At 69.8% G+C, this 12,138-nt stretch carries 10 protein-coding genes; 5 read left to right on the forward strand and 5 right to left on the reverse strand.

What is annotated here, in order from left to right:
- Positions 1 to 4 precede the first annotated feature (4 nt).
- The 3 genes from ftsH to yghU all read right to left on the reverse strand — a co-directional run bounded on the left by ftsH (position 5) and on the right by yghU (position 4,535).
- Positions 5 to 1,840: an ATP-dependent zinc metalloprotease FtsH gene (gene ftsH / locus QWY80_RS19215; protein WP_290235405.1), complete on the reverse strand. Its 1,836-nt coding sequence runs from the start codon at positions 1,838 to 1,840 to the stop codon at positions 5 to 7.
- A gap of 110 nt (positions 1,841 to 1,950) precedes the next feature.
- The gene (locus QWY80_RS19220) at positions 1,951 to 3,498 is read right to left on the reverse strand and encodes an EAL domain-containing protein (RefSeq protein ID WP_290235408.1); all 1,548 of its coding nucleotides are present in this window, start codon (positions 3,496 to 3,498) and stop codon (positions 1,951 to 1,953) included.
- Between the two features lie 167 nt (positions 3,499 to 3,665).
- The gene (gene yghU, locus QWY80_RS19225; protein ID WP_290235411.1) at positions 3,666 to 4,535 is read right to left on the reverse strand and encodes a glutathione-dependent disulfide-bond oxidoreductase; all 870 of its coding nucleotides are present in this window, start codon (positions 4,533 to 4,535) and stop codon (positions 3,666 to 3,668) included.
- A gap of 431 nt (positions 4,536 to 4,966) precedes the next feature.
- On the opposite strand from yghU, the gene QWY80_RS19230 reads away from it, so the two are divergent.
- Positions 4,967 to 5,518, forward strand: coding sequence for a hypothetical protein (locus tag QWY80_RS19230; protein ID WP_290235413.1), 552 nt, complete (start codon positions 4,967 to 4,969; stop codon positions 5,516 to 5,518).
- Positions 5,519 to 5,700: 182 nt separating this feature from the next.
- On the forward strand, positions 5,701 to 6,807 hold the full coding sequence (locus QWY80_RS19235; protein WP_290235416.1) for a putative sulfate/molybdate transporter: 1,107 nt from the start codon (positions 5,701 to 5,703) through the stop codon (positions 6,805 to 6,807).
- 14 nt (positions 6,808 to 6,821) lie between these two features.
- Here the strand turns inward: QWY80_RS19235 and QWY80_RS19240 are convergent, their stop codons facing one another.
- Positions 6,822 to 7,802, reverse strand: coding sequence for an AraC family transcriptional regulator (locus tag QWY80_RS19240; protein ID WP_290235419.1), 981 nt, complete (start codon positions 7,800 to 7,802; stop codon positions 6,822 to 6,824).
- 168 nt (positions 7,803 to 7,970) lie between these two features.
- Between QWY80_RS19240 and QWY80_RS19245 the strand changes: the two genes are divergently transcribed.
- Together QWY80_RS19245 and QWY80_RS19250 are read left to right on the forward strand one after the other, a co-directional pair.
- Positions 7,971 to 9,308, forward strand: a complete 1,338-nt coding sequence (locus tag QWY80_RS19245) for a tetratricopeptide repeat protein (protein ID WP_290235423.1) — start codon at positions 7,971 to 7,973, stop codon at positions 9,306 to 9,308.
- Between the two features lie 241 nt (positions 9,309 to 9,549).
- The gene (locus QWY80_RS19250; RefSeq protein WP_290235425.1) at positions 9,550 to 9,756 is read left to right on the forward strand and encodes a cold-shock protein; all 207 of its coding nucleotides are present in this window, start codon (positions 9,550 to 9,552) and stop codon (positions 9,754 to 9,756) included.
- A 108-nt stretch (positions 9,757 to 9,864) separates the two neighbouring features.
- Here QWY80_RS19250 and QWY80_RS19255 read toward each other — a convergent pair whose 3' ends face one another.
- The gene (locus QWY80_RS19255) at positions 9,865 to 10,902 is read right to left on the reverse strand and encodes a GlxA family transcriptional regulator (protein ID WP_290235427.1); all 1,038 of its coding nucleotides are present in this window, start codon (positions 10,900 to 10,902) and stop codon (positions 9,865 to 9,867) included.
- Between the two features lie 151 nt (positions 10,903 to 11,053).
- Here QWY80_RS19255 and QWY80_RS19260 point away from each other — a divergent pair, with 151 nt between their 5' ends.
- Positions 11,054 to 12,121: a class I SAM-dependent methyltransferase gene (locus QWY80_RS19260; protein WP_290235430.1), complete on the forward strand. Its 1,068-nt coding sequence runs from the start codon at positions 11,054 to 11,056 to the stop codon at positions 12,119 to 12,121.
- Positions 12,122 to 12,138: the final 17 nt, after the last annotated feature.

Genomic DNA, 12,138 nt, shown 5'->3' on the forward strand with positions numbered 1-12,138 from the left:
CAGGTCATTGGCGCGATGGGGAGGAGGCCGGCGTCGAGACGTGGCCGTCGAGCAGCTCGCGGATCTCCTCGATCTCCAGCGTCTCGTGCGCCTCGAGCGCCGCGGCCAGGGCGTCGAGCGCCTCGCGGTGTTGTTCGAGCAGCTCGCGGCCGCGGCTCTCCAGGTCGGTGAGCAGCTGGCGGACCTCCTCGTCGACGAGGCTGGCCAGGCTCTCACTGTAGTCACGCGGCTGGGCCATCTCGCGGCCGAGGAAGACATGCTCCTGGCTGTGGGAGGCCATCACCGGGCCGATGCGGCGGTTCATGCCCCAGCGCCCCACCATGCGCCGCGCCAGCTTGGTGGCCTGTTCCAGGTCGTTCTCGGCGCCGCTCGACACCTCGCCGAAGACCAGGGACTCGGCCAGCCGGCCGCCATACATCACGGTGATGCGATCGCGCAGGTAGGACTCGCCGTAGTTGACGCGATCCTCGTCCGGCACCTGGGCGGTCACTCCCAGGGCACGGCCGCGCGGCAGCACCGTCACCTTCTCCAACGGATCGGCGTGGGGCAGCAGGTAGGCGAGCAGCGCATGGCCCGACTCGTGGTAGGCGACGATGTGGCGCTCGCTCTCCGAGAGCCCCACGTCCTTGGCCTCGCCGAGCAGCAGCCGATCACGGGCATCGGAGAAGCAGGCCCAGTCGACGCGCTCCTGGCTGCGCCGCCCGGCCAGCAGCGCCGCCTCGTTGGCGAGGTTGGCGAGATCGGCGCCGGAGAAGCCGGTGGTGATCTCGGCCAGGCGCATCAGGTCGACGTCGTCGGCCAGCGGCATCTCGCGGGTGTGCACCCCGAGGATGTCGCACCGCGCCTGGCGATGGGGGTTCTCCAGGGTCACCTTGCGGTCGAAGCGCCCCGGACGCAGCAGCGCCGGGTCGAGCACGTCGGGGCGGTTGGTGGCGGCCAGCACCACCACCGACTCGTGCTCCTCGAAGCCATCCAGTTCGGCGAGGATCTGGTTGAGCGTCTGCTCGCGCTCGTCGTGGCCGCCGCCCATGCCGGCGCCGCGGGCGCGGCCGATGGAGTCGACCTCGTCGATGAAGATTACCGCCGGCGCCTGCTCCTTGGCCTGCTTGAAGAGGTCCCGCACCCGCGAGGCACCGACCCCGACGAACATCTCGATGAACTCCGAGCCGCTGATGCTGAAGAAGGGCACCTCGGCCTCGCCGGCCACCGCCCTGGCCATCAGCGTCTTGCCGGTGCCGGGCGGGCCCATCATCAGCACGCCGCGGGGGATCTTCGCCCCCAGGGCGCGGAAGCGTTCCGGCTCCTTGAGGAACTCGACCACCTCGGTGACCTCGCGCTTGGCGTTCTCGGAGCCGGCCACGTCGGTGAGGCGCGTCCGGCTCTGCTCGCTGGTGATCTGGCGCGCCTGGGACTTGCCCATGCCCAGCGGCCCGCCGCCCGACATCATGCGCTGCTGCATGCGGTTCCAGAACCAGAACAGCAGGCCGAGGATGAGGATCCACGGCAGGGCCCCGATCAGCACACGCTGCCACCAGGGCGGGTCCACCGGCTCGGCGATGATCTCGATGCCCTGGCCCTCCAGGCGCTCCAGCAGCCGCTCACCCTCGACGTCGGGGCGCGTGGTCGTAAAGGTCTCGGCCTCGCTGTCGTCACGGGCCTCGCGCCCCGCCTCGCTGAAGCGCCCCTCCACCGACTGGCCGCGCAGTGTGACCGACGCGACCTGGTCGGCGTCCACGGCCTCCAGGAACTCGGAGTAGGTGAGATCGGCCTGCACCTCGCGGTCGGTGGCATCGAGGTAATGGAAGATCAGCAGGATGCCCACCGCGAACCACAGGAACATCAGGAACTGCCGATGCGGCGGTTCACCGAAGGGTTTCCGCCACTTCTCCGGTGCGGGCGTCTCACCCCGTCGGCGAGATGCAGAGGATGACTGCCGGGGATCGGGTGTCGTCATGGCGGCGAACCACGCGCCTCGTCGGCGGCGGTCCCGCGGTACTCCATGCGCGACCACAGTGGGCCCTCCAGGCAGTCGCAGCCCTGCTCGCGCAGGTAGTCGGCCTGCCCGCGCGTCGCCACACCGCTGGCGATGACGCGGATGCCCAGTCTGTGGGCCAACATCACCACCGAGCGGATGATCGCCTGGTGGTGGGGGCTGTCGAGGCAGCCCTCGACGAAGGACGCGGGGAGCTTGATGGCATCCACCGGGAAGCGGTCGAGGTGACCGAGGATCGAGTGGCCACGGCCGAACTCGGCGACACTCAGGTGCACGCCCAGCGTCTTGAGCCGCGCGAGCGTCGTTTCCGCTCGCGCCGGAGCATGCATCAGCACGTCCTCGGTCAGCTCGAGTTCGAGCATCTCGCCGGGCAGGCCGCCCGTCGTCAGGGCGGCGGCGACACGCTCGGCGAACTCGCCATCCAGCAGGTCGGCGGTGACGACCTGCACCGCCACACGCAGCTCGACTCCCGCCTCGAGCCACGCCTGGGCGTGCTCGCAGGCGCCATCGAGCACCCACCGGCTGATCGCCCCGACCTGGCCGGCCGCCTCGACGGCCGCCATCCAGTGTGACGGCTCCATCACCCCGAAGCACGCCGAATACCAGCGCGGCTGGGCCGAGACCGCCACCACCTGACCGCGGACCGCACAGATCCGTGGCCGGAAGTAGAGCTCGAACTCGCCGCGCGGGAGCGCCTCGCAGAGGGCCGCCCGCAGCGCCAGGCGATCGGGTTCATCGTCGAGCTGCTCGACCAGCCGCTGCTGGGCGTACCGGTGATTGGTCGGGCCGTCGTGCTGGGTCCGGTCGACCAGTTCCGCCAGCACCTCGCTACACAGCGACTGTACTGCCTCCAGGGTCTGCTCGGTGCGCTCGCGCTCCTGGCGCAGGTGCACCACCTCCTGCTGCAGGCGAGCGACCTCGCGCAGCTGGCAGGCGGGGGGCAGGGCGCTGAACTCCCCCACAGGCACCACCCATGAGTGGAGCTCGCAGACGGCGGCGAAGGCCTCGCTGCCGCCGGGTTTGCGGAAGTGGTGCAGCGCATAGCCACACAGCAGCGTCAGCGGCAGGCGCCCACAGGCCGCATGCCACAGGGCCTCCAGGCGCACGGCCGCCCGCGACTGCCCGCGTGCGCACAGCACATCGACCAGCTCGCCAAAGGCCCGGGTGGGCCGTGGCGTGGCCGCCTCGACCTCGGCAAGCACGTGGCGGTTGAAGCGCGCCTCGTCCGGCATGTCGCCATCCATGATCGCCTCGAGCAGCGTCTCGGCGTCGTGCACCACGAGCTGCCCGCTGGCCTCCGCCGCCGCCGTGTCCAGCCCCCAGGCCTCGAGCCGGTCCAGGACGTCGCGGCGACGCGCCGGCGTCAACAGCATCAACAGCCGCTCGCCGGCCGTGATCCCGGCGGTGAGGAAGGCGGTCACCCGATCCGCCAGGGCGGCCTCGTCCTCGTAGAACTGCGCGACATGGTCATGGAGCTGGCATGGCGATGGCGTGGCGACGTGCATATCGGGCGCTTCCCTTGTCTCGCGAGTGCTGCTCGCAGATCGCCACCCTGCTCACCTTAAGAGGCATTCCATTAGCATCTATTTAAATGCAGGATCCGCGATACATTGACAGCAGCCGTGGACCTTTCTGGATAGCACGCTACCCTGTCGAGGTCAAAAGGCATCCACTAAGCCTCGAGCCGGTCCTGGGTCTGCGTCTCGAAGTCGCTGGCGTCGTGGCGCTCGTGGAGCTGCATCGCCGGATCCCCGAAGGTGCGGTTGACCATGCGCCCGCGCCTCACCGCCGGGCGGGCGTCGATCTCGCGGGCCCAGCGCTGCACGTTCGCGTACTCCTGCACCTGCAGGAACTCGCCAGCGTCGTAGAGCCGCCCCAGCGCCAGCTGGCCGTACCAGGGCCAGTTAGCGATGTCGGCGATGGTGTAGGCGTCACCGGCCAGGAAGCGGGTCTCGGCCAGGCGCCGGTCGAGCACGTCGAGTTGGCGCTTGGCCTCCATGGCGTAGCGGTCGATCGGGTACTCCAGCTTCTCGGGCGCGTAGGCGTAGAAGTGGCCGAAGCCGCCGCCCAGGAAGGGCGCGCTGCCCATCTGCCAGAACAGCCAGTTCAGGGTCTCGGTGCGCCCGGCCAGGCTGCCTGGCAGGAACTCGCCGAAGCGCTCGGCCAGATAGAGCAGGATGGCGCCGGACTCGAACACCCGGGTGGGCGGCTTGGTGCCGTGGTCCATCAGCGCCGGGATCTTGGAGTTGGGGTTGATCTCGACGAAGCCGCTGCCGAACTGGTCGCCCTCGCCGATGCGAATCAGCCAGGCGTCGTACTCGGCGTCCCTGTAGCCCAGCGCCAGCAGCTCCTCGAACATCACCGTGACCTTCACGCCGTTGGGCGTGCCCATCGAGTAGAGCTGGAAGGGATGCTTGCCCACCGGCAACGCCTTCTCGTGGGTGGCGCCGGCCACCGGCCGGTTGATGCTGGCGAAGGTGCCGCCACTCGGTTTCTCCCAGGTCCAGACCCTCGGCGGGGTGTAGGCGGTATCTTGGCTCATGAATTCTCCTGACCGGATGATGACTTGGCGTCCCGTCCCAGAGGGAGACGGATCGGCCTCGTACACAGTGCGACAAAAGATAGCCTGTTAAGTTTTCATCCGCGACCCGCTCCCGCCCAGGAGGCCGCCGCATCCGGCCACCGTCGCCAAAGAGAGACGCTCGCCTCCCCCTCTAGAAGCGGGCCTCCCGGAGGCCGCCTCCATCGCGTTGGCTCCTGGCGACGGTTTTCGTGCCCCCGGCCGGGCAGCGAGCACCGCCGGAAAACACCGGACACCCATAACTCACTGATCGACAATGCATATGTGATGAGGTGGCACGCCTTTGGCAACTAGCCAGACGGGAAGCCACTCGTTACGACGAGCGACTCAAGGATGAGTCACCCGAATCCAGCCGGCCCCGACCCATCGGGGCGAGCGAGAAAGGAGGCACCATGACATTCAGGACATTCGCCGCCGGCATGACGCTGGCCATCGCAGGACTCGCCATCTCCCCCGTCCATGCCGATCTCAGCGCCGACGTATCGACCGATGCCCGGGCCGACGGCAGCCTGCTGGCCCTCGACACCGGCGCAGAGGCCGGCGTGGGCGCCGGCACCGGAGCGGAAGCCGGCGCAGGCACCAGTGCCGGAGCAGGCGTGGAAGCCGGAGTCAGCGGCTCCGCCCAGGCCGATACCGCCGGCGCGGCCGGCCAGCAAGGCGAACTCGGTGCCGAGGCCCGGGGCGACGACCAGGCGGAGGCCGGAATCCGCATCGACCAGGAAGGGCAGGCCGGCGTCGACACGGCCCAGGACTCGGTGACCGCTGCCGGTAACGAGACCTCGGCCGAGGCCAGCGAACGCGCCCAGTCGACCCTGGATGGCGTGAGCGACACCCTCGAATCCGGCCAGGAGACCGGCGAGGAGTGGGTCGAGGAAGGCACCAGCGCCGTGGAAGGCGGCGCCGAGGCCGAAGGCTCCGCCGCCGTCTCCGGCGAGATGAACTGACGACACGCCCTCCCCCAGCCACTGCGCTCCGCCCATCAGGCCCCCTGATGGGCGGTTTCTCGTGTCTGGCCGCCGGCCGCCCCGATCTCCCCCGGGCACACCGCCACCGACCAATCGCCAAGCGACGCCCCGTGCACCGGCGTCTAGAGTAGCAATGAGACCAGCGGCGGAGCGCGACTCCCGTGAACCGGCTGACGGACCTGACTGGCGAGGCCTCCGGGGCGTTCGGCGACCTCGGCACCCTGCTGCCCTATGTGATCGCGGCGGTCACCCTGGGCGTGCTCGCCCCCACGCCGGTGTTCCTGGGCTTCGCCGCCGGCTACCTGCTGGTCGCCCTGCTCTACCGGTTGCCGATCGCCGTCCAGCCGATGAAGGCGCTGGGGGCGGTGATCCTCACCGGCGGCCTCACCGCCGCCGAGACGGCCTGGGCGGGTACGATCATCGGCCTGGTGCTGCTGGTACTGGCCGCCACCCCACGCCTGTCCCGGGCTGCCCGCGCCCTGCCGCAGTCCGTGGTCACCGGCCTGCAGGCCGGCCTGGGGCTGATGCTCGGCGTCCTGGCGCTGGGCATGATGGCCGAGGGCTGGGCCCTCGCCCTGCCGGCGCTGGCTGTGCTGGGGCTCTCCTGGGCCTGGCCGCGCGGGCCCTGGGCCCTGCTGGTGGTCGCCCTCGCCCTGCTGCTCGGCCCGGTGGCCGAGCCGCTCGCCCAGGCGCCCCCCGCGGATGGCGAGGGCCTCTCGGCCCGGGCCGTCGTCACCGGCGTGGTGGCCCAGTTGCCGCTCACCCTGCTCAATGCCGTGGTGGTCACCGCCGCCGTGGCCCGCTCGCTCTTCCCCGAGGCGGCCGGCCGGGTCGGGGAACGTCGACTGGCCGCCTCCAGCGGGCTGCTCAACCTGGCCCTGGCCCCGCTGGGCGCCATGCCCATGTGCCACGGGGCCGGCGGCGTCGCCGCCCACTACCGCTTCGGCGCCCGCGGCCCGGCGGCGCCGCTGGTGATGGCCGGCGCCTGCGCCCTGGCCGCCCTGCAGGGCCCGGCGGTAATCGCCTGGCTGGCGGCCATTCCCGCCCCGGTGGTGGGCTCCCTGCTCGCCTACGCCGCCGTGGAACTGATGCTCAGCCGGCGGCTGTTCGACGCCCGCCCCGACTGCCGGCCAGTGATCGCTGCCGCGGCCGTGGCCACGCTGTTCTGGGGGGCGCTGGCGGGGCTGCTCGCCGGCCTGGTCGCCGAACGCCTGCGAGTCTGGATCGTGCGTCGGCGGCCAGCCCCTTCGACGCGTGGCAAAGGGTGACGGGACGACGTGCCTCAGTCGGCCGCGGCGGGTTGCGGGGGGTTACGCTGCTCCCGGCGCCATGTCGCCGGCGGCGCGCCGAACTCGCGCTTGAAGGCCTTGTTGAAGGAGGCTTCCGACTCGTACCCCGCCTCCAGCGCAATGCGCGAGATGGGGGTCGGCGAGTCGCGCAGGCGACGTGCGGCGATCTGCATGCGCAGCCGACCCAGGTAGCGCATCGGCGGCACGCCCACCAGCTCGGTGAAACGCTCGGCGAAGGCCGAGCGGGACAGGCCGACCCGGCGCGCCAGCGCCTCCGTCGTCCAGTGGCGCTGCGGCTGGTCGTGCAGTTGGGCCAGCGCACGGCTGACGAACGCATCGCGCAGGCCGCCCAGCCAGGCACGCTGCTCGGGCGGCAGGCCGGCGAGATAGCGCTGCACGGCCTCGATGAACAGCAGTTCGGCGAGTCGGGCAAGAAGCTCCGGCGAGCGCACCGTCCCGGCGGCCAGTTCGCTGGCGGCGAAGCGGAAGGAGCTCTCGATCCACGACCCGGCCGCGCCCTCCGCCACGTCCAGCGTCATCACCCCCGGCAGGATGCCGATCAGGGCATCGCAGGGCATCTCGCTATGCAGGAAGCCGCACAGCAGCCGCGTGGTGTCGCCGCCGCCACCGTAGACGATCCGCGCCGGTCCCCCCTCGATCATGGGCTGCATCAGATGCTCGACGCTGACCGGCGGGCAGCCCAGCTCGCTGCCGAGGACATGCGGATCGTTACGCGGCAGGAGCACGATGTGCCCCGCCGCGACCGCCACCGGTTCCCCCTGGCCCACCTGCAGCAGCAGCCGGCCGGCGCTGACGTAGTGGTAGGCCAGGATGCCCCGGGGCACCGGCGTGAACGGCCGACAATCCTCCGGCGTGACCTGTGCCGCCACACACCAGGGCGCAGAGAACTCGGCATCGAGAAAGATGCCCCCGGTAAAACGGATAGTGCGCAGCACCTCGAGCGCAGCATCCATCGGTCGCGGCCTCCCTCGCGGCGGATCGAACAACAACGCCGGCGCCTCGGCCATTATTGCCCCCCGCGCCTCCGAGTAGTCTAGCAGCATGGTGAGCGGCCCGGCCGCCGCCGGGCGGACGACACCCCGTCGCCGCCAACCACCCCAACGATGACCTGGAGCCCTGCCATGCTGACCGACCGCCAAGGCAACGCCCTGCCCGGCGCCACGCCGGAAACCCTGGCGCTGTACAACCGCGCCATCGACGCCTTCAACATCTACCGTGGCGACCCCGTCACGCCACTGGATCGGGCCATCGAGGCGGCCCCCGACTTCACCATGGCGCGCATCGCCAGGGCCACCCTGTTCGCGCTGGCCACCGAGCCCGCTGCCGCCGAGGCGGCCCGGGCCGACGTGCTCACCGCCAAGGCCTCACGCCCGAACGACCGGGAGGCCTCGCACCTCGCCGCCCTCGACCGCCTGCTGGCCGGGGAATGGAGCGCGGCCGGCGTCGCCCTGGATCGCCACAACATGCGCTACCCCCACGACCTGCTGGCCCTGCAGGCCGGCCACCTGATCGACTTCTACCGGGCCAACGCCCGCAACCTGCGCGACCGCCTCGCCCGCGTGCTGCCCCGCTGGTCGCCCGACATGCCGGCCTATTCGATCGCGCTGGGCATGTACGCCTTCGGCCTGGAGGAGACCGCCGACTACGCCCGCGCCGAGGCGGCCGGGCGGCAGGCGCTGGACCTCCAGCCCCTGGACTGCTGGGCGCATCACGCCGTGGCCCACGTCATGGAGATGCAGGGCCGCGCCGAGGACGGCATCGGCTGGATGACGGCGCGCGAGCCCTACTGGTCCGGCGACGACAACCTGTTCAAGGTGCACAACTGGTGGCACCGCGCCCTCTGTCATCTCGACCTCGGCCAGACCCGCGACGCCCTGGCCCTCTACGACGGGCCGATCCGCCAGGACCGCAGCGGCGTGGCGCTGGACATGATCGACGCCTCGGCCCTGCTGTGGCGGCTGACTCTCGTCGGCCAGGACGTCGGCGCGCGTTGGCAGGAGCTGGCGGACGCCTGGGACCAGCATGCCGACGGCCGGCTCTACCCCTTCAACGACTGGCACGCGGTCATGGCCTACCTGGGCGCCGGACGCGACGACCGGGTGGAGGCACTGCTGGCGGCGCTGCGCGACACCGACGGCAGCGCGGAAACCGCGGCCTGGGCCCGGCGCATCGGCCTGCCCCTGGTGGAAGGCTTCGTGGCCTTCTGGCGCGGCGACCATGCCACCGCGGTCGAGCGCCTGCATCCGGCGCGCTTCATCGCCAACGGCTTCGGCGGCAGCCATGCCCAGCGCGACATCATCGACTGGACGCTGACCGAGGCCGCCCTGCACGGCGGCCATCGCGACCTGGCCGAAGCCCTGGCCCACGAGCGCCTGGCGCTCAAGCCACACAGCCCCCTCAACCGGGACTTCCTGCGGCGGGCCACCACCACCGCCCTAGAGAAAAGACGCACCGCCTGAGCCCCGGCACCGCCCGCTCCCGGCCCCTATCGGCCGGGGGCGTCGGGAAAAATAAACGACGAAAGCCTTTGACCCAGGCCGCCGGACGTGACACTGTGGCGCCAGTTGGTTGGCAAGCAGCATGGTTTCAGTAGCATTCGAATTCTTTCGACCGCCTGTAAATTATAATTCTTGTTTTACCCGCTACTCATCTGGGTGACACCAGGAACTTTGCAAGGCGCTAAGCGCGAGAGGATTTTTCATGACTACTGGTACCGTCAAGTGGTTCAACGATTCCAAGGGTTTCGGCTTCATTTCTCCTGCCGATGGCAGCGATGATGTCTTTGCCCACTTCTCCGAAATTCAGGCCGAAGGCTTCAAATCCCTGCAGGAAGGTCAAAGCGTCTCCTTCGACGTGACCCAGGGCAAGAAAGGCCTCCAGGCTTCGAACATCAAGCCGCTCGCCTGATCCCCAGGATCACGAGCGCTCACGAACCTCCCGGTTCGTGAAACAGGGCCCGCCTCGGCGGGCCCTGTTGCGTTGTATGGCTGCCCCACGGCGCCAGCACGCTCCTGTTCAGTGCGACGACCGAGCGAAGTCGGGGATGCGAAAGCGCCGGCGATAGGCGCTCGGGTTGAGACCGGTGGTGCGCTTGAACAGCCGCCGGAAGAACGCCGAGTCCTCGTAGCCGACCCGCCAGCTGATCTCTTCGATCGAAGCCTCGGTGCGTTCGAGCCGACGCTTGGCGTCTTCGATGCGCAGGCGCTGAACATAGGCGATCGGGTTCAGGCCGGTGGCGTTCACGAAGCGCCGCTTGAAGGTACGCTCGGCCAGCGCCGAACGTTCGATCATCGCCTCCACCGGGTGGGCGAGCGCAAAGTGCTCGTTCAACCACTGCTGCGCGCTCTGGATCTCCCCATCGCCATGATCGAACTTACCCTCGAACACCAGGTAAGGCGTGAGGCCATCCTGATGCCACTGCAGCGCGAACAGTCGGGCGATTTCCTGCGCCGTGGTCGCCCCGGCATAGCGCGCGATGAGATAGAGCGCCAAGTCGTGCCAGCTCATCGAGGCGCCGGAGCTCACCAGGTCCTCGCGCTGACCGGCAATCACCAGCACGCGTTCCGGGTGAGTCGACACGGCTGGGTAGCTGGCCATGAACGCTTGCGCATAGCCGAAGTGAACCGTTGCCTCCTTGTCGTCGAACAGCCCGGTTTCGGCCAGCAGGAAGACACCCGAGCACGCCGAGCACAGCACGGCGCCTCGCTCATGCATGGCGTGCAGCCATTCGACCAGGTGGGGATAGCGGCCCTTCTCCCAGCCCTGGGGGCGCAGCAGCACCGACGGGACGATGACGATGTCGCTCGTCTCGATGGTGTCGATGGCCCGTTGCACATCGATCGGCACGCCGCTTGCCAGCTTCAGTGCCCCCACCGCCTCCCCCACGATCTCGATATGAAAGGGGGCCGGAGCGTTTGGCGCCACCAGGCCCATGAGGGCCACCCCGTTCATCACGTCGAAGATACCGGCGAGGGTGGAGACCACGACGTCGGGCAGCGCCACGAGGCTGACGTGTCGGGGGCGCGCCCCGGCAAGGATGGCAGGTCCGGTCATGGACGCCTGACTCTTCGCAGGTGAGGAAGATTCAGTGTGGCACGAACGGACCGATTGCGGGTGATTCAAGCTCTTCAGCGGGACGAGCCGCGCGGTGATGATGAGCGGGACGTTGGAATCCCCCAACATTACAAGAACGGAGCCGCACACCATGAATACTGCCGCGATCGATCAGACCAAGCTTGAAGCCTTTGTCGCCCAGGCCGTTGGCGACCTCTCCTCCGCCTACGGCGGGGTGATGGTCAGCCTGGGCAGCAAGCTGGGGCTGTACCAGGCCATGGCGGGCGCCGGCCCGCTCAGCGCGGGGGAGCTCGCCGCCCGCACGAGTTGCGCCGAGCGCTATGTGCGCGAATGGCTGAACGCCCAAGCCGCGGGTGGCTACGTGGGCTACCACGCCGTCAGCGACACCTACGAGCTGTCCCCAGAGCAGGCGATGGTGCTGGCCGACGAGGAGAGCCCGGTGTTCATCCCCCACGCCTGGCAGGTGCCGGCATCGATGTGGTTCGACGAGGAGCGCACCCTCGAGGCGTTTCGCACCGGCAAGGGCGTGGCCTGGGGCGACCACGACAGCCGCCTGCAGTGTGGCGTGGCGGCGTTCTACCGCAACGGCTATCGCGCCAGCCTGGTGCCGGAATGGCTGCCCGCCCTGGAGGGCGTCGTCGAGCAGCTCGAGGCCGGCATCGACGTCGCCGATGTGGGTTGCGGCCACGGCCACTCCACCGTGTTGATGGCCCAGGCGTTTCCCCGCTCGCGTTTCCACGGCTTCGATGCCCATGCGGCCTCGATCGACGCGGCCAGGCGCAACGCAGCGGCGGCAGGCGTTGCCGACCGCGTAAGCTTCGAACTCGCCCAGGCGGTGAACTACCCCGACAAGCAGTACGGGCTCATCTGCTTCTTCGACTGCCTGCACGACTTGGGCGACCCCGTCGCCGCCGCCCGCTACGCCGATCGGGTACTGGCCCCCAACGGCACGGTGATGCTGGTCGAGCCCTACGCCCAGGACCAGGTCGAGAACAACCTCTCGACCGTCTCGCGCCTGTACTACGCCGCCTCCACCACCATCTGCTGCGCCCACGCCATCTCGGAAGGCGGCCAACTCGTCCTCGGCGCCCAGGCCGGCGAAGCCCGCCTGGGCGAGGTGTTCCGCAAGGCGGGCTTCGCCCACTTCCGGCGCGCAGCCGAAACGCCCTTCAACCTGATTCTCGAAGCGCGCCGCTGACGACCCCGCAGCCGCTA

The sequence above is a fragment of the Halomonas ramblicola genome, from assembly GCF_030409215.1.
Classification (GTDB): domain Bacteria; phylum Pseudomonadota; class Gammaproteobacteria; order Pseudomonadales; family Halomonadaceae; genus Halomonas; species Halomonas ramblicola.